General features: G+C 72.8%; 15 protein-coding genes and 3 pseudogenes. 9 read left to right on the top strand and 9 right to left on the bottom strand.

All coding sequences use genetic code 11. From position 1 onward, the window contains the following. Nucleotides 1-20 precede the first annotated feature (20 nt). From otsB to ACIQAK_RS25750, 3 genes are all read right to left on the bottom strand, one after another. On the bottom strand, nt 21-884 hold the full coding sequence (gene otsB / locus ACIQAK_RS25740) for a trehalose-phosphatase (RefSeq protein WP_366391560.1): 864 nt from the start codon (nt 882-884) through the stop codon (nt 21-23). 133 nt (nt 885-1,017) lie between these two features. Further along, nucleotides 1,018-1,278, bottom strand: a complete 261-nt coding sequence (locus tag ACIQAK_RS25745) for a DUF3263 domain-containing protein (RefSeq protein WP_366391559.1) — start codon at nt 1,276-1,278, stop codon at nt 1,018-1,020. Nucleotides 1,279-1,373: 95 nt separating this feature from the next. Next, nucleotides 1,374-2,651: an extracellular solute-binding protein gene (locus ACIQAK_RS25750; RefSeq protein ID WP_366391558.1), complete on the bottom strand. Its 1,278-nt coding sequence runs from the start codon at nt 2,649-2,651 to the stop codon at nt 1,374-1,376. 436 nt (nt 2,652-3,087) lie between these two features. Between ACIQAK_RS25750 and ACIQAK_RS25755 the strand changes: the two genes are divergently transcribed. From ACIQAK_RS25755 to ACIQAK_RS25765, 3 genes are all read left to right on the top strand, one after another. Next, complete coding sequence (locus tag ACIQAK_RS25755; protein ID WP_401370891.1) at nt 3,088-3,981, top strand: ROK family protein; 894 nt, start codon at nt 3,088-3,090, stop codon at nt 3,979-3,981. Beyond that, nucleotides 3,981-5,138: an N-acetylglucosamine-6-phosphate deacetylase gene (gene nagA, locus ACIQAK_RS25760; RefSeq protein WP_366391556.1), complete on the top strand. Its 1,158-nt coding sequence runs from the start codon at nt 3,981-3,983 to the stop codon at nt 5,136-5,138. Before ACIQAK_RS25755 ends, nagA begins: the two co-directional genes overlap by 1 nt. A 155-nt stretch (nt 5,139-5,293) precedes the next feature. Next, on the top strand, nt 5,294-6,220 hold the full coding sequence (locus tag ACIQAK_RS25765; protein WP_366391605.1) for a 1-phosphofructokinase family hexose kinase: 927 nt from the start codon (nt 5,294-5,296) through the stop codon (nt 6,218-6,220). 42 nt (nt 6,221-6,262) lie between these two features. Here the strand turns inward: ACIQAK_RS25765 and ACIQAK_RS25770 are convergent, their stop codons facing one another. After that, a complete protein-coding gene (locus ACIQAK_RS25770) occupies nt 6,263-7,270 on the bottom strand; it encodes a carbohydrate-binding protein (protein WP_366391555.1) in 1,008 nt (335 codons plus the stop codon). A gap of 144 nt (nt 7,271-7,414) precedes the next feature. Continuing rightward, nucleotides 7,415-9,070, bottom strand: a complete 1,656-nt coding sequence (cdgB, locus tag ACIQAK_RS25775; RefSeq protein WP_366391554.1) for a diguanylate cyclase CdgB — start codon at nt 9,068-9,070, stop codon at nt 7,415-7,417. A 411-nt stretch (nt 9,071-9,481) separates the two neighbouring features. Here cdgB and ACIQAK_RS25780 point away from each other — a divergent pair, with 411 nt between their 5' ends. Continuing rightward, nucleotides 9,482-9,988, top strand: a complete 507-nt coding sequence (locus ACIQAK_RS25780) for a flavin reductase family protein (RefSeq protein WP_366391604.1) — start codon at nt 9,482-9,484, stop codon at nt 9,986-9,988. A gap of 307 nt (nt 9,989-10,295) precedes the next feature. On the opposite strand, the gene arfB is transcribed toward ACIQAK_RS25780, so the two are convergent. Continuing rightward, the gene (gene arfB, locus ACIQAK_RS25785) at nt 10,296-10,730 is read right to left on the bottom strand and encodes an alternative ribosome rescue aminoacyl-tRNA hydrolase ArfB (protein ID WP_030088019.1); all 435 of its coding nucleotides are present in this window, start codon (nt 10,728-10,730) and stop codon (nt 10,296-10,298) included. Between the two features lie 204 nt (nt 10,731-10,934). Between arfB and ACIQAK_RS25790 the strand changes: the two genes are divergently transcribed. Both ACIQAK_RS25790 and ACIQAK_RS25795 read left to right on the top strand, forming a co-directional pair. Further along, nucleotides 10,935-11,510, top strand: a complete 576-nt coding sequence (locus ACIQAK_RS25790) for a TerD family protein (protein ID WP_366391553.1) — start codon at nt 10,935-10,937, stop codon at nt 11,508-11,510. Between the two features lie 140 nt (nt 11,511-11,650). Then, nucleotides 11,651-12,016: pseudogene (locus ACIQAK_RS25795) on the top strand (M4 family metallopeptidase); the annotation flags it as partial. 43 nt (nt 12,017-12,059) lie between these two features. Here ACIQAK_RS25795 and ACIQAK_RS25800 read toward each other — a convergent pair. Together ACIQAK_RS25800 and ACIQAK_RS25805 are read right to left on the bottom strand one after the other, a co-directional pair. Beyond that, a complete protein-coding gene (locus ACIQAK_RS25800; protein ID WP_366391552.1) occupies nt 12,060-13,454 on the bottom strand; it encodes a M1 family metallopeptidase in 1,395 nt (464 codons plus the stop codon). Between the two features lie 448 nt (nt 13,455-13,902). Beyond that, nucleotides 13,903-14,139 (bottom strand): annotated as a pseudogene (locus ACIQAK_RS25805) (heme-binding protein); the annotation flags it as partial. Here ACIQAK_RS25805 and ACIQAK_RS25810 point away from each other — a divergent pair. Beyond that, nucleotides 14,138-14,212, top strand: a pseudogene (locus tag ACIQAK_RS25810) (DNA-binding response regulator); the annotation flags it as partial. The pseudogenes ACIQAK_RS25805 and ACIQAK_RS25810 overlap by 2 nt on opposite strands. 238 nt (nt 14,213-14,450) lie before the next feature. Then, nucleotides 14,451-14,948, top strand: coding sequence for a hypothetical protein (locus ACIQAK_RS25815; protein ID WP_030078222.1), 498 nt, complete (start codon nt 14,451-14,453; stop codon nt 14,946-14,948). 22 nt (nt 14,949-14,970) lie between these two features. Here the strand turns inward: ACIQAK_RS25815 and ACIQAK_RS25820 are convergent, their stop codons facing one another. Then, entirely contained in the window at nt 14,971-15,663 is a 693-nt protein-coding gene (locus ACIQAK_RS25820) for a pentapeptide repeat-containing protein (protein WP_366391551.1), read from the bottom strand. A 103-nt stretch (nt 15,664-15,766) separates the two neighbouring features. On the opposite strand from ACIQAK_RS25820, the gene ACIQAK_RS25825 reads away from it, so the two are divergent. Continuing rightward, nucleotides 15,767-16,960, top strand: coding sequence for an NAD(P)-binding protein (locus ACIQAK_RS25825; RefSeq protein WP_366391550.1), 1,194 nt, complete (start codon nt 15,767-15,769; stop codon nt 16,958-16,960). Nucleotides 16,961-17,157: the final 197 nt, after the last annotated feature.

Genomic DNA, 17,157 nt, shown 5'->3' on the forward strand with positions numbered 1-17,157 from the left:
GGCCGCCGCCGCGGCGGCCCTCAGAGTTGCTCGGCCAGGGCCGCCAGGAAACCGACCACGGCGGCCGGGCCCGGGACCAGCAGGTCGGCGCGCTCGGCCAGTTCGGGCACCTCCGCGCTGCCGCTGCACACCAGCAGCCCCGGGATGCCGTCGGGGCCGTCGCCGCGCAGCTTCTCCACCGCGGCGAAGGCGGCGAGGTCCCCGAGGTCGTCGCCCGCGTACAGGACGGACTCGGCGTCGACCTCGGTGACGTACGTGGCCAGGGCGACGCCCTTGTCCATGCCCGGCGGGCGCAACTCCAGGACCTGGCGGCCCGGTTCGAGGATCAGTCCGTGGCGTGCGGCCAGCTCGCCGAGGGGGCCGCGCAGCGTCTCGAAGGCGGCCTGCGGGTCGTCGGCGCGGCGGGTGTGGACGGCGACGGCCTGCCCCTTCTCCTCGATCCAGGTACCGCGCCAGGAGCCGAACTCGTGTAGTACGCCGGGGAGTTCGGCCCTCGCGGCGGCGACGCCGGGGTGCGGGGCGGGGGCGTTCACGGTGCCGGTCACGGCGTCCCAGCGCTCGGCGCCGTAGTGGCCGAGGACCACCAGGTGATCGAGGCCGGGGACGCCCGCGAAGCCGCCGTGGCGGACGGCGACGCCGGCGGGGCGGCCGGTGATCACGGCGATGGAGGCGACCTTCGGGGCGAGCGCGGCGAGCGCGTCCACGGCGCCGGGGTGGGCGCGGGCGCGTTCGGGGTCGGGGACGATGTCGGCGAGCGTGCCGTCGAAGTCGAGGGCGATGACCGCGCGGTCGGGGCGGGCGAGGATGGCGTCCAGACCCTCGCGGCCGGCCGGGGTGGTCGGGGTCGGGATCGGGATCGGCGACTGTGCGGAGTGGCTGCCCATGGGGGTGAGCCTAGCGGGGTTCGGCCGGACACGGAGGTGCGGGCCGACCGGGCGAAAGCGCCCGACCGGGCAAAAGCGAGCCCCTTCGGCGATCGAGGAGCGGGGGCCCAGGGGCAGCGTCCCCCGAAAAGGCTCAGCGCCGCTCCCGCCGCGCCGCCCGCAGCCGGCGCAGGCGGTTCACCGTGACCGGGTCCTCGGCCAGCGCCCGCTCGTCCTCGATCAGCGCGTTCAGGAGCTGGAAGTAGCGGACCGGCGAGATCCCCAGCTCCTCCCGGATCGCCCGCTCCTTCGCCCCCGGCCCCGCCCAGGACCTGCGCTCCAGCGCGAGCAGAGCACGGTCACGGTCGGACAGGTCCCGGGGGGAAGGCGCGGGCTCGGCGTCAGGAGCGGTCATACGACCAACCTAACCGCGCCCGCCCACTGCGCGCTCCGCGCCTACTCCGGGCACTGCGCCCACCCCGCGCTCCGCGCCTACTCTGGGCACTGCGCCTACTCCGCGCTCTCCGCCTTCGTCGCCTCGTCGGCTATCGCCCCGAGCACCCGCTCCGGGCTCCCGCCGGGCGCGACCGCCTCGCCGATGTTCGTCTTGATCGACTCGCTCACCGTCGCCCAGGACGTCTTGCCGAACGGGGGCAGCTGGGAGTTGGGCAGCGCCGCGAGGAACGCGCGCAGCTTCGCGTGCTTGGCGTCGGTCTCCATCTCGGCGGACGCGGTGCCGGTCACCGGGAGCAGGTCGTACTCGTCGGCGAAGGCGAGCACGTTCTCGTCGGTGTAGGCGTAGTCGAAGAACTTGCCGATCGCCTTGCGGTTGCCGTTCTGCTTGAAGCCCATCATCCAGTCGGCGACACCCATCGAGCCCTTGGTCGGCCCTTCGGCGCCGGGCAGCGGCACCATGCCGACCTTGACGCCCTTGGCCTCGGCCTCCTCCATCAGCGTGGGGTGGCCGTTGAGCATGCCGACCTCGCCCTTGGTGAAGGCCTCGAACGCCTTCGCCCGGTCCAGCTTGCCCGGCTCGACGGGGCCCGTGAGGCCCTGGCCGACGAGGTTGTCCCGCAGCCAGGTGAACGTGGCGATGTTCTGGCCCGAGTCGATGTCGTACGAGCCGACGTCGTCGACGTAACCGCCGCTGCCGCTGAGCAGCCACATCAGCGTCTCCGCCTGGGACTCCTCCTGGCCGAGCGGCAGGGCGAAGGGGTAGGTGACCCCCTTCGCCTTGAGCGCGGTGGCGTCCTTCTGGATGTCGTCCCAGGTCTTGGGGGCGTCCAGGCCGGCCCGCCCGAAGAGCTTCTCGTTGTAGAAGAGCAGCCGGGTGCTGGCGACGAACGGGAGCCCGTACAGCGTGCCGTCGACCTTGCCCGCGTCGGTGAGGGAGGGCAGGAAGTTGGCCTGGGTGCGGATGGCCAGCATCTCGTCGGCGGTGTAGAGCTTGCCGGCCTTGGCGTAGTCGGCGTAGGCGCCGATCTGGGCGATGTCGGGGGCCTGGCCCGCCTTCACCATCTCGGCGACCTTCCGGTCGACGTCCTTCCAGGAGTAGACGTTCACCTCGACCTTGATGCCGGGGTTGTCCTTCTCGAAGCCCGCCGCGACACCGCTCCAGTACTTCTCGGAGCTGTTGGCCGCGCTGTTGCCGTAGTCGGCGGCGACCAGCTTGAGGGTGACGTCGCCCGTGCCGCTGTCACCGCCGCACCCCGACAACGTTGCCGTCATACCCAGCGCGGCCACCACCGCGGTCAGAACCGTAAAGCGCCGCTGCACAGCCTCGCCCATCCTCGTCGATCACCTTGGCTCACGGACGGCAGGCGCGGCGTCGCCGTGCGGACCTCTCATCGGCCGGCCTCGGTCCCGCCACCCGTCCTGCCACCGTCCGGATGAACTGCGATTTTCCCTCAGGCCGAGGGGAAGGTCTACACCACCGGCGTATCGCTTCGGCAACGTCTGGGGACCTCGCGGGCCACAACTGGCCCGCGTCCTCTGGCAGTCGGCGCCCCGAACCCGTATCTTGGTCCAGACCATTGAGTGAAGCGGACTCCGTTCCCGGTGCCCATTTCATGGCTTTCCCGTGGAAAACGGTCCGAGTTCCCTCGTTCTTCATTTTGTATGGGTGCGCAACAAACCGCGCTAGTGGACTAGACCTTTTAGGGGTCGCCGGGCGAAACTGTCTCTCGTGAGACATGTCATCGCCCTCGATGTGGGCGGCACCGGAATGAAGGCCGCGCTGGTCGGCACCGACGGCACGCTGCTGCACGAGGCGCGGCGGGCCACCGGCCGCGAGCGCGGCGCCGACGCGGTCGTGGAGACCATCCTGGCGTTCGCCGCGGACCTGCGCGCCCACGGTGAGGAGCACCTCGGTGAGGCCGCGGTCGCCGCCGGGGTCGCCGTGCCCGGCATCGTCGACGCCGAGAAGGGGATCGCGGTCTACGCCGCCAACCTGGGCTGGCGCGACGTACCGCTGCGCGCCCTGCTCGGCGAACGCCTCGGCGGAATCCCGGTCGCCCTGGGCCACGACGTGCGCACCGGCGGCCTCGCGGAGGGCCGCATCGGCGCCGGGCGGGGGGCGGACCGCTTCCTGTTCGTGCCACTGGGCACCGGGATCGCCGGGGCCATCGGGATCGCGGGCGAGATCGAGGCCGGCGCCCACGGGTACGCGGGCGAGATCGGCCACATCGTGGTCCGTCCGGACGGCCCGGACTGCGGCTGCGGCCAGCGCGGCTGCCTGGAGACCCTGGCCTCCGCCTCCGCGGTGACCCGGGCCTGGGCCGCCGTCTCCGGGGACCCCGAGGCGGACGCCGCGGACTGCGCCAAGGCCGTCGAGTCGGGCGACCCGGCGGCGATCGGTGTCTGGCAGGACGCGGTCGACGCGCTCGCCGCCGGGCTCGTCACCGCGCTCACCCTGCTGGACCCGCGCACGCTCATCATCGGTGGCGGTCTGGCCGAGGCCGGGGAAACCTTGTTCACACCACTGCGTGCGGCCGTCGAGGAACGCGTCACGTTCCAGAAGCTGCCCCACATCGTCCCGGCGGCCCTCGGGGACACCGCCGGATGCCTGGGCGCGGGGCTGCTCGCCTGGGATCTACTCGCCACGGAGGTATCCGCCTGATGACCGGACGCGCAGCAGACAGCACGGTCCTCGCGGGCGCCCGGGTGGTCCTTCCCACCGGCACCGTGGCGGACGGCCGGGTGACCGTCGAGTCCACCCGGATCTCCGCCTCGGCGCCCCAGGACGCCCGGGTCATCGACCTCACCGGCCACTGGGTGGTCCCCGGCTTCGTGGACATGCACAACCACGGCGGCGGCGGGGCCTCCTTCACTTCCGGCACCGTGGACGAGGTCCTCCACGGCATCCGTACGCACCGCGAACACGGCACCACCACCCTGGTCGCCTCCACGGTCACCGACGAGATGGACATCCTCGCCCGGCGCGCCGGCATCCTCTCCGAGCTGGTCGAACAGGGCGACCTGGCCGGGATCCACTTCGAAGGCCCCTTCATCTCGCCCTGCCGCAAGGGCGCCCACAGCGAGCAACTGCTGCGCTATCCGGACCCGGCCGAGGTCCGCAAGCTGGTCGACGCGGGACGCGGCGCCGCCCGGATGGTCACCCTCGCCACCGAACTGCCCGGCGGACTCGACTCCGTACGGCTGCTCGCCGAGCTCGGCGTCATCGCCGCGATCGGCCACACGGACGCGACGTACGAGCAGACCGCCGAGGCGATCGACGCGGGCGCCACCGTCGCCACGCACCTGTTCAACGCGATGCCCCCGCTCGCCCACCGCGAGCCCGGTCCGATCGCCGCCCTCCTGGAGGACGACCGGATCACCGTCGAGTTGATCAACGACGGCACGCATCTGCACCCGGCCGTCCTGGAGCTGGCCTACCGCCACAAGGGCGCCGGCCGGGTCGCGCTGATCACCGACGCGATGGACGCGGCCGGCTTCGGCGACGGGCTGTACGAGCTGGGCCCGCTCGCCGTCGAGGTCCGCGACGGCGTCGCCCGGCTGGTGGAGGGCGGCTCCATCGCGGGCTCGACCCTCACCCTGGACACCGCGTTCCGCCGGGCCGTCACCATCGACCGGATTCCGGTGGAGGACGTCGTCCGGTCCATCTCCGCCAACCCCGCCCGCCTCCTCGGCGTGGACGACCGGGTCGGTTCGCTGGAACCGGGCAAGGACGCGGACCTGGTGGTGCTGGACGAGGACTTCGTCCTGGCCGGCGTCATGCGCAAGGGCGAGTGGATCATCGAGCCGAAGACGGCCTGAGCCCCCACCCGGTGAGCACGTGGTGAGCACGTAACGAAGAGATGGCGGTCGGACCCCGGGACTGGGCCCGGCCGCCCTCCCTTTGACATGATCACCAGGCTCGCACCGCGAGTCACGTGCCACGGATCGACGGATCGAGGGAGGGGCCGGACCAGGTGATCCTGACCGTCACTCTGAACACCGCGCTCGACGTGACGTACACCGTGGACGCACTCGTCCCGCACAGCAGCCACCGGGTCGGCGAGGTCGCCGAACGCCCCGGGGGCAAGGGGCTCAACGTCGCCCGGGTGCTGGGCGCGCTGGGCCACGAGAGCGTGGTCACCGGCTTCGTCGGCGGGGCCACCGGAGACGTCCTGCGCGGCCTCCTCGCCCCGCTCCCGCCACGCGACGCCCTCGTACCGGTGGCCGGGAACACCCGCCGCACGCTCGCGGTCACCGACCGCTCGACCGGCGACACCACCCAGTTCAACGAGCCCGGACCGCAGGTGGGCCCCGCCGAATGGGCCGCGTTCCTGCGGACGTACGAGGAGCTCGTCGATGCCGCCGACGCGGTCGCGCTCTGCGGCTCGCTGCCGCCCGGCATCCACGTCGGCGCCTACGCGGAACTGGTCCGGATCGCCCGCACCGCCTCCGTACCCGTCCTGCTGGACACCAGCGGCGAACCCCTGCGCCGGGGCCTCGCCGCCCGCCCCGACCTGGTCAAGCCGAACGCGGACGAGCTGGCCCAGCTCACCGGCTTCCGCGAACCGTTGCGCGCCGCCGGGGACGCCCGCCGCCGAGGGGCCCACGCGGTGATCGCCTCGCTCGGGCCGGACGGGCTGCTCGCGGTCACCCCGCAGGGCACCTGGCGCGCCGCCCCGCCCGCCGCCGTACGCGGCAACCCGACCGGAGCGGGTGACTCCGCGGTGGCCGGGCTGCTCTCCGCCCTGGCCGAAGGGCTCGACTGGCCCGGCCGGCTGGCCCGCGCGGTGGCCTTGTCGACGGCGACGGTACTGGCCCCGACGGCTGGCGAGTTCGACGCGGCGGCCTACGCGGAGCTGCTGCCGCGGGTGAGCGTGGAGCCGCACACGCCTACGCCCTGACCACCTCGGCGGCGGTCAGGGCGTAGGTGCGGCGGCTCGCGGTCAGCCGTTCGACTTGATGTGTCCCGACTTCAGCTCCAGCTGGTCGAGATTGGCATCGCACTGGTCGCCCGTCTCGCAGGACAGCTTGAGGGTGTTGGAGCCCTTGTCGAGCTGGACGTAGGCGTACGTGTTCGTCCAGCCCTTCTCCAGGTCGCCCTCGGGAGCCTGCGCGAAGTTCTTCATGTTGATGGAGCGCGGTTCCTGCGCGTTGACCGTCAGGGTCGTCTTCGCGTCCTTGCCGGGCACGCCGTAGGTCACGTACAGGGTGTACGGGCCGGCCTCCGGCACATCGACCGTCCAGGTGGCCGACCGGCCGACCTCGTTCAGGTTGATGTAGTTGCCGTTGGCACCCTTGGCGCCCTTGACCGTGCTGTCCAGGGAGGCCGAGCCGCCCAGCGTCAGCGTCGCCGCGTCCTGCTTCGGGAGCTCGACCGGCTTCGCGGACTTCTCGGGCTTCTTCTCCGGCTTGTCGGACTCCTCGACCTTGTCGGCGGGGCCCTGGGAGGAGACGGCCTCGTTGTTCTTCTTGTCCTTGTCGTCGTCGCCCGAGAGCAGGGCGGCGCCGATGCCGACGAGGACGACCGCGACCACGGCGACCGCCGCGATCAGCAGCGCCTTGGTGTTCGGGCCGCCGCGGCCGGAAGCGCCGCCGCCCGGCACCGAGCCGTGCTGTGCGGTGGTCGCGCCGCCGGGGTAGGTCTCGGGGGCCGCGTACTGCGGGTTCGGCCGGTTGTACTGCTGCGCGGGCTGCTGGCCGTAAGCCTGCTGGGGCGGGTAGCCGTACCCGCCCTGCTGCGGCGGGACCTGGTGCTGCCCGTACTGGCGCTCGCCGACCGTCCGCACCTGGTTGTACGACGTTCTGGGCACGCCCGGCTGCGCGGCCGGACCCGGGTAGCCGTAACCGCCCTGACCGGGGGGCTGGGCGCCCGCCGCCTGTCCGTCCGCGTACAGATAGCCGAACGGATCGTCGTCCTCGGGCTTACTCGCGCCGTTGTTTCCGGCCGTCATCCCTGGGTCACTCCTCACCATGTCGCCAGCCGTCGCCGACCGGCCGAGCCTACCTCGAACGGAGCACGGCCCGAATTGCGATCATGGGCGGGGCCGGGTTCGGGGGAACGGGTACGGGGTAGGGGGAGGGATCGGCCGTGAACGTCAGCCGGCCCTGCGGTGAACCTTCGACCGGGACCGCTTCTCGACGTACATCCGCTGGTCGGCGGAGCGCAGGACCTCTTCCACGCTCATCCCGCACTCGGCCCAGCCGATGCCGAAACTCGCCCCCACCCGGACGGCACGCCCGTCCACCCTGATCGGCGGAATGATGGCGTTTCGCAGACGGACCGCCAGGTCAGCGGCGTCCGCGGCCCCGAGGCCGTCGGCGAGGACGACGAATTCGTCACCTCCCAGCCGCGCGACCGTGTCACCGTCCCGGACGCAGGTGGACAGCCGCCGCGCCACCTCGATGAGGACCGCGTCACCGGTGTGGTGCCCGAACCGGTCGTTGATGGACTTGAAGCCGTCGAGGTCGCAGAAGAGGACCGCGAGCCCCTTCGTCCCGTCGTCGTGGTCCTCGTCGGGGGCGACCGCGTGCACGTGGTGGTCGTAGAGCCCGCCGCCGGGCACCGCCTCGCCCTCGTACCCGTCGGCCGGATAGCCGTGGGTGAGGGACGACTCGACGTCCCCGTACGCCGCGTCCAGCGCCTCGATCGCGGTCGCCGCCGGGGAGTGCGGGCGTTCGCAGATCCGGTCGCTGAGGCGGGACCTCAGCTCGGCGCTGTTGGGCAACCCGGTGAGCGCGTCGTGCGAGGCGCGGTGGGCCAGGTTCAGCTCATGGCGCTTGCGCTCCTCTATGTCCTCGACGTGGGTGAGGAGGAAGCGCGGCCCGTCGGCGGTGTCGGCGACGACCGAGTTGCGCAGGGAGACCCAGAGATAGGTGCCGTCCCGCCGGCCGAGCCGCAGCTCCGCCCGGCCGCCCTCGGCGGAGGTGCGCAGCAGGGTGCCGATGTCCTCGGGGTGGACCAGGTCGGCGAAGGAGTAGCGGCGCAGCACGGAGGCGGGGCGGCCGAGCAGCCGGCACAGCGCGTCGTTGGTGCGCAGCAGCCGGCCGTGCTGGTCGCCGCCCATCTCGGCGATGGCCATGCCGCTGGGCGCGTACTCGAAGGCCTGCCGGAAGGACTCCTCGCTGGCCCGCAGCGCCTGCTGTTCGCGCTCCAGCCTGACCAGTGCGCGCTGCATGTTTGCTCGCAAGCGAGCGTTACTGATCGCGATGGCGGCCTGTGAGGCGTACATCTGGAGCGCTTCGCGCCCCCATGCGCCGGGGCGGCGCCCGTTGCGCGGCCGGTCGACGGATATGACCCCGAGGAGATCCCGCCCGCCCCCGGAGGCGTACATCGGGGCGTAGAGCCGGTCCAGCGGGTGCCACTCGTCCTCGAAGCGGGGTTCGGGGCCCTCGGTGTGCCACTGCGGTACGTCGTCGTCGAGCAGGACCCAGCCCTCGGTGTGCGGGATGAACCGCAGCTGGTCCCAGGACTCGCCCATGGAGAGCCGGCGCTCCCAGGACGCGCGGGAGCCGACGCGGCCGGTGATCAGGGCCTCGGCGGCGGCGTTGCCCGCGAAGGCGGCGATGACGAGGTCGCCGTCGGGCCGGACCAGGTTGACGCAGCCCAGCTCGTAGCCGAGACCGGTGACGATGCCGTCCGCCACGGTCTGCAGCGTGTCCGCCAGGCTCCGCGCCGTGTTGAGATCAGCGACGGCCTGGTGCAGCTGCCGCATGGTCGCAAGGCGGACGTAGGGCTCCGACTCGGCCTCCATTGCTCGCACTCCCCGAGACCTCGACAGCAACTCCAGGTTTCATATCGACGTACTTGTTTGCAGTGTCACGGCCACTGAATCACAGTGAGCTGTGCACCCGGTACACAGGGTCAGCAGAAAATGGACTCTGTGACTCAAGTCACAACAGATGGTCCAGTGGTGAGGGTGACTCTTCGGATGGTCCGTCGTTTTCCCTGAAGCAAATCCGGCCGCACGTATTCGGCCACCCGCCGGGATTCGGAGGCCTTCGGCACCCGCCCTCGCCCGTCGGACCCCGAGTCCTAGGACCGGACGGGGCCGGCCTGGTCCTCCGGCCCGATGTCGCGGGCCGTCGCCCCCGGTTAGCGTTCCGGTGTGCTGCAGACGACTCCCGCCACCCCGCGTCCCGAGCCCATCCCCCATGCTGAGGGGGTGAGCAACGACGAGTTCCGCGCAGCACTCGCGCGGCTGGCCGCCGGAGTGGTGCTGGTCACCGCCCAGGAGCCGCCGCTCGACGAGGAGGGCCGTGGCGAGGACGTCGGGATGACGGCCACCGCCTTCATGTCCGTGTCCCTGGACCCGCCTCTGGTGATGGTGAGCCTGCGCAACGACTCCCGGATGGACGACCTGCTCGACGAGCAACCGCTGTGGGCCGTCTCCGTCCTGGCGGCGAGCCAGCGGCACATCGCGGGGCGGTTCGCCATGAAGGGCCGGATCAGCGACCGGCTGCTCTTCGAGGACCTGGCGTACGTACGGGGCGAGGTCACGCACGCGCCCCTGATCGGCGGGGCGCTGGCGACGCTGGAGTGCCGCACCGAGCAGCGCGTGGTGGCCGGCGACCACACGCTGGTGATCGGGCGGGTGGTGACGGCGGAACTGCCGAGCCCGGACGGGGACCCGCTGACGTACTTCAAGGGGCGCTACCGACAGCTGGGGTGACCGGGCCCGCGGCCTGCCGCCACCGGAGGGGTGCGGGATCTGCCGCTGCCGGTCGGGCGCGTGGCTTGCCGCTACCGGAGGGTGCGGGGTCTGCCGCTACCGGAGGGGCGGGATCTGCCGCTACCGGAGGGGTGCGGGATCTGCCGCTGCCGGTCGGGCGGCGGGCTGACGCTGCCGGTCGCTGCCGGAGGGGTGCGGGATCTGCCGCTGCCGGTCGGGCGGCGGGCTGACGCTGCCGGTCGCTGCCGGAGGGGCTACTGTCCCCGCGGCGGCCTGGACGGCCGCCGCGACCCGGCCCGAGCGGCGGCTACCAGTCCCGGCCCGAGCGGCCGCGCTTGGTGTCGCCGCGCTGCTTCTTCTCGCGGAGCCTGCGCTCGTTGATCCCGCGCGGGATCTTGCGCTTGATCCGCGGCTTGGGCGGCGGTGCCGTGGCCTCGGCCAGGAGTGCGGCGAGGCGGACGGCGGCCGTCTCGCGGTTGCGCCACTGGGAGCGGTGCTCGGACGCCCGTACGGAGACGACTCCGCCCACCAGCCTGCCCGCCAGCCGCTCCAGCGCCCGCGCCTTCCACACCTCGGGGAGCGCGTCGGTCGCCGCGAGGTCGAAGCGCAGCTCCACCTGGGAGTCGCTGGTGTTGACGTGCTGGCCGCCGGGCCCGGAGGAGCGGGAGAAACGCCACATGAGCTCGGCCTCCGGCAGGGAGACCGAGCCGCGGATGACATAGGGCCCGGACATGACCCCCATGTTCCCCGCCCGACGCCCCGTACGTCACCTTCTTTTGCGCCCGAAGTCCCCTCCTGACGTCGCCCCGATGCCCCGTCGGGAGGAAGTTCGGCAAAGAAAGTAAAGCGAACAGGAACCTCGTGGTCTGCCGACCGCGTTAGGACAGGTGACGGTAGCTTTCGTGATGGCACGAACGCCCGCGCACGACGAGGAAAGGGACTTCCCATGGCTGTAAGCCTGTCCAAGGGCGGCAACGTCTCGCTCACCAAGGAGGCCCCGGGCCTGACCGCCGTCACGGTCGGCCTCGGCTGGGACGTCCGCACCACCACCGGCACCGACTTCGACCTCGACGCCTCGGCGATCGCGGTCAACGCGGCCGGCAAGGTCGTCTCCGACAGCCACTTCGTCTTCTTCAACAACAAGTCGACGCCTGACCAGACCATCGTGCACACCGGCGACAACGTCACCGGTGAGGGCGAGGGCGACGACGAGCAGATCAACGTCAACCTGGCGGGCCTGCCGGCCGACGTGGACAAGATCGTCTTCCCGGTCTCCATCTACGACGCCGAGACCCGCAGCCAGAACTTCGGCCAGGTCCGCAACGCGTTCATCCGCATCCTCAACCAGGCCGGCGGCGCCGAGATCGCCCGTTACGACCTGAGCGAGGACGCCGCCACCGAGACCGCCATGGTCTTCGGCGAGCTCTACCGCAACGGGGCCGAGTGGAAGTTCCGCGCGGTCGGCCAGGGTTACGCCTCCGGCCTGAGCGGCATCGCCCGCGACTTCGGCGTCAACCTCTGACCCGAGCGCACGAGATCACGCGCGGGAGCCCCCGGCCGCACACGCGGCCGGGGGCTCCCGCCCGTGATGTGCCGTCAACTCGCGTGTGCGGCACACCAAAATCCCGCCACTCCACCGAACACCGGACACCACCGCACCCCCCGCTGCGCTGCATGGACCAGCCCGGCAAGGACGGCAGCTCGGCCGACCACGGGGACGGGAGCCTCGGCGGCCTGGACGACCACCACGCCTCCGGCGTCGCCAACCACTTCTTCCACCTGCTCGTCGAGGGCAGCGGGAAGAAGACGGTCAACGTCGTCGCGTACGACTCACCGGCCTCGGACGGCTCGACGCTGACGGGCATCGGCCGGGAGAAGGCGTACCAGACCCGGTACAGGACGCTCTCCGTCCACATGACCTCCACCGCCGACTACGCGGGCGCTCGCGTCGCCACCGAGAAGGCGGCGACCGACCTGTTCGGCGCGGACAGCGAGGAGCTGAAGGCGGTCTCGGCCACCTGGCCGGGGTCGACGTCAAGGAGCCCCCGCCGTACGGAGGCACGGGAGCCGGTCAGCCCGCCGCGGGCGGCCGGCTTTCGCCGTACAGCCAGGCGTCCCACAGCTCGGTGAGGTCCTGGCCGGTCTCCTCCTCCACGTACGCGGTGAAGTCGTCGGTCGAGGCGTTGGCGTGCCGGTGCGCCTTCGTCCACCCTCCGACCAGGGCGAAGAACGCCTCGTCGTCGTCCATCGCGAGGCGGATGCGGTGGACGACCATGGCCCCGCGCCCGTACACCGGCGGGTCGGAGAGGTCGACGGCGGCGGGCGGGGCGGCTGGCGGGAAGGCCCAGTTGGCCTCGTCCTCGTACGCCTCGTCGAAGCTCTCCTGGATCGGTACGTCGTCGTGGTCGGCGGCCCAGAGCCACTCCGCGTACGTGGCGAAGCCCTCGTTGAGCCACATGTCCCGCCAGGTGGCGGGGGTGACGGAGTTCCCGAACCACTGGTGGGCCAGCTCGTGGACGAGGAGTGCGGTGTCGGGCGGGCCGGGGAAGACGGGCCGGTTCTGGGTCTCCAGCGCGTACGCCGAGTCGTCCGGCCGCTCCACGATCGCCCCGGCGGAGGTGAAGGGGTACGGACCGAACTTCTCCGCCGACCACTTGAGCACCGCCGGCATCTCCGCCAGCACGTCCCTGCTCGCCGCCGCCGACTGCGGGTCCACGGCGGTGAACAGGCGGACGCCCTCGGGCGTGCGTGACTGCCGCGTGGTGAACCGCCCCACCGCGACGGTCGCCAGATAGCTCGCCATGGGCTCGGCGGTCCGCCAGCCGTAGGCGGTGCGGCCCCCCGCCGTGCGCCGGGAGACCAGCTCTCCGTTGGAGACGGCCGTCAGCGGGTCGGGGACGGTCACCTCGATGTCGTACGCCGCCTTGTCACTCGGGTGGTGGTTGCCGGGGAACCAGGCCATGGAGCCGGTCGGTTCACCGAGGGCGACCGCGCCGTCCGTCGTGCGCAGCCAGCCCTCCTCCTCGCCGTCGGCGTCGGTGATCGCCTGCGGGGAGCCGGAGTAGCGCACGACGGTGGTGAACGTGCGCCCCTTGCGCAGCCGGTCCTCCACCGCGGCGCCCGGCCGGATCGTCAGCTCCTTGCCCGCCCGGTTCACGGCCGCCGGGCGCCCCTCCACGGTGGCGCCCTCGACCTCTAGCCCGGCCAGGTCGAGGTGGAAGGCGCTCAGGTTCTGGGTGGCGCGGGCGGTGATCGTGGCCGTGCCGCGCAGCCGGTTCGCGGCCGGGTCGACGTCGAGCTCCAGGCCGTAGTGGGTGACGTCGTAGCCGCCGTTGCCGAGCCCGGGGAAGTACGGGTCGCGCAGTCCGGCCGCACCCGGGGTGCCCTCGACGCCGCCGGAGCAGCCCGAGCCGAGGAGGGCCAGGACGAGCAGGAGGGGGGCGGCGGCCGGGGGTCGGAGGTTCACCGGTCGATCCTAGGGGCCGTGGCCGGGGGCGTGGCCGGGTCCGGTTCCGGGGCCGGGGCCGTGGCAGGGGGCGTGGCCGGGTCCGGTTCCGGGGCCGGGGCCGTGGCCGGGGGCGTGGCCGGGTCCGGTTCCGGGGCCGGGGCCGAGTCCGGTTCCGGGGCCGGTTCCGGGGCCGGTTCCGGGGCCGGTTCCGGGGCCGGTTCCGGGGCCGGTTCCGGGGCCGGTTCCGGGGCCGGGGGCGGACCGCGCCTCGGCTCCCCGGCCCGGGGGGCAGACCGGGCCTCGGCTCCCCGGCCCGGGGGGCAGACCGGGCCTCGGCTCCCCGGCCCCGGGGGGGAGACCAGGCCCGAGCCGCCCGCCCCGGGGGACGGGCGGACGGCTCGGGCTCGGAGGACAGCGGTAGCAAGGGGCCGGTGTCGCTGCGTGCGGGCCGGCCGGCGGGCGTTGGCTATCGGGCGAGCGCCGCGACGCCCGCCCGGGCGAACTTCTCGTCGAGGTCGCCGCTGGGCGCGCCGGCCACCCCGATGCCCGCCACCGGGGCTCCCTTGACCTGCACCGGGGCGCCGCCGGCGAGGAACAGGGTGCCGGGGATGTCCTTGAGGTTCGGGGCCTGCTCCAGGCGCTTGACCAGCTCGGAGGTGGGGGCGTTCCAGGAGACGGCGGTGAACGCCTTCCGCACGGCGGACTACGACAAGCTCGGCGTCGACACCCGCGCGGGCGCGGTCTCGGTGGCGAAGGAGCAGCGGCTGCTGCCGTGAGAGCACGAACCGCCGCTCCCTCGCCTCTCGGGGTCAGTTGTGTCGAACACCGCATCGGCGGTCGGCGCGGTGACTGCCCGCTCGAACCACACGTCGAACACCGAGAGGTCCGTGCAGGCGGTGACGCGCTGCCGCGCCTCGTCCGGGACGGACACACCGCTCGGCGTGTGCGTCCGGCATATCCACTCGCGTCACCCGGTCGGGTCGGACCACCCCGTCGGCATGACACCATCGATCCGTGCTCGACATCGGCTACTCCCTCTCCCGCCGCTTCCCCGATCCCCCGCAGACCGACTACCGCCGGGCGGACGTCCGCGCCCTGCGGCACGACCTGTTCTCCGGTGACGTCTACCTCGCGGACACCAAGGCGGACCGTGAGGTGTCCACAGCCTGGGGATGGGTGCCGGTGCTCGACTTCGCGTGGGCGCTGTGCGACATCGTCGAGCAGATCGACCAGGACCCGCGCGGTAACCGCTCGCACCGGCGGCAGTACGCGGAGCTGGACTTCACCGAGTCCTCGGACGTCATGATCTTCGAGCGGCGCTTCGGCTGGGTCGACGTCGAGGCGGACTGGATGCCCGGCGACGAGCCCCCGCTCACCTTCGGCCACTCCCTGTTGCGCCGCGAGGCCCGCGACTTCCTGCACGACCTGATCGCCGACCTGGCCGACCTGCACGACGGCCTCGCCGACAACCCCGTGATCTGGGACCTCCAGGCCCGCTTCCCCCGAATCTGACCGCGCGGACCCCCGCCGACGGCTACCCCTCCACCCGCACCCCGATCTGCGCCGCGAACGCCGGGGCCAGCTCCATCAGCTGTGCCGGGCTGATCACCGCACCCGCCAGCCGCTCCACCCCGCGCGCGATGTCCAGCTCGGCCACCGTCCGCAGATCCACGGAGTCCATCCGCACCGCGCTGAAGTCGGCCCGCTTCAGCACGCAGTCCCGGAACTCCACCCGCACCAGATGCGCGTCACCGAAATCCGGCTCGGAGAGCACGCAGCCCTCGAAGACCACATCCTTCAGCCGGGCCTTGCGCAGGTTCATGTAGTCGATCTTTCCGCCCCGCACCACCACCCGCTCCAGCACCGCCCCGTGCAGCTGCACCCCGCCCAGCCGCGCGTCCACCACCTCCACATCCCGCAGCGAGGCCCCCGCGAGGTCGGTGCCCACCCCGCGTACACCCGTCAGCACCGAGTCGATGAAGCGCGCCCGCCCCAGCTCCGTACGGTCCAGGACGCAGCCGTCCAGCGCGCAGTCCATGAACCGGGCGCCCGCTCCCGACGCGTCCGCCAGGTCCACCCCGTCGAACCGCACCCCGTCGTAGTCGCCGTCCGGCTCAAGGCCCTTCCCCCCGTACGCGACGAGCGGCGGCAGTCGCACCTCCGGGCGCCGCGCCGCCGCGATGGTGCCCTTCTTGCTCCCGCTCGTCCTGCCCGCACTCGCTGCCATGACCCCATCGTGACGCACCCCACTGACAACGCCCCCGCGCCCCGTGTCACGCGACGCGGCCCCCGATCCGTCGCATCATCGAAGAAGCGAAGGAGATCCAGCCATGGGGCACATCCACGTCATCGGCGGAGGGCTCGCCGGGCTCACCGCCGCGATCACCGCGGCCGAATCCGGCGCCCGGGTCACCCTGCACGAGGGCCACCGGACGCTCGGCGGCCGGGCCAGGACCACCGAGGGCGCGCACCGCGCCAACGAGGGTCCGCACGCCCTGTACCGGCGCGGACCGCACTGGGCCTGGCTCGCCCGGCGCGATCTCCTCGGCCCCGTCGTCTCCGTACCACCCCGCGAAGTCCTCCGCTTCCGCTTCCGGTGGGCGGGAGCCGCCCGCCGGATGCCGCCCGCCGCTCTGCTGCGGCTCGCGCGCCGCGACCCCCGCACGACCCCCGTGGACGCCGACTTCTCCGGCTGGGCCACCGGACAGGCCGGCGAGGAGGGCGCCCGGGCCGCCGCGAACTTCGCCGCCACCGCGCTGTTCCATCACGACCCCGGTGCCCTCTCCGCCCGGTTCGTCCAGGAACGCCTGTACCGGCTCGCCTCGCTCCCGCCCGAGGCCCGCTACCCGGTCGGCGGCTGGGAGCGGCTCGTCGGACGGATGGCCGGGCACGCCCGCGGTCTCGGGGTCGCCGTCGAGACCGCCGCCCGCGTCGACACCCGTACGCTCGGTGAGCTGGCCCGCACCGGACCGGTGATCGTCGCCACCTCCCTCGACGCCGCCCGCGTCCTCCTCGACGACGCGACCCTGACCTGGGAGAGCGGGCGCACCGTCCTGGTGGACCTGGCCGTGCGCACCCGGCGCGGCGACGCCTTCGTCATGTCGGATCTGGACGCGCCCGGCTGGTTCGAACGGTTCACCGCCCAGGACCCCGGTCTCGCCCCGGCCGGGGAACAACTGCTCCAGGGCCAGTTCCCGATCGGCCCGCACGCGCGCAGGGCGGAGGGCACCGCCCGCGCCGAGGAACTCCTCGACCTCGGCTTCCCCGGCTGGCGGGAGCGCACCACCTGGCGCAGCGAGGCCCTCGCCGACGGCCGCACCGGCGCCGTCGACCTCCCCGGCACCACCTGGCGAGACCGACCCTCCGTCATCCGCGGCGACGGAATCTTCCTGGCGGGCGACCAGGTCGCCGCCCCGGGACTCCTCAGCGAGGTCTCCTTCACCAGCGGCCTCGAAGCCGCGCTGCTCGCCGTGAAGGCCGTCGGACAGCACTCCGGATCCAGGACCGACCTCAACCGCACCTGACGGCCCAGGGCTACCGCAACCGCACCCGACGGCCCGGGCCGACCGCAACCGCACCTGACGGCCCAGGGTTGACCGCAACCGCACCTGACGGTCCGGGGCCGACCGCAACCGCACCTGACGGCCCGAGCCGACCGCAACCGCACCTGACGACCCAGGGTTGACCGCAACCGCACCTGAGGTACGAGGCTGGGGGCACA

It is taken from the genome of Streptomyces sp. NPDC088706 (assembly GCF_044752765.1).
Classification (GTDB): Bacteria; Actinomycetota; Actinomycetes; order Streptomycetales; family Streptomycetaceae; genus Streptomyces.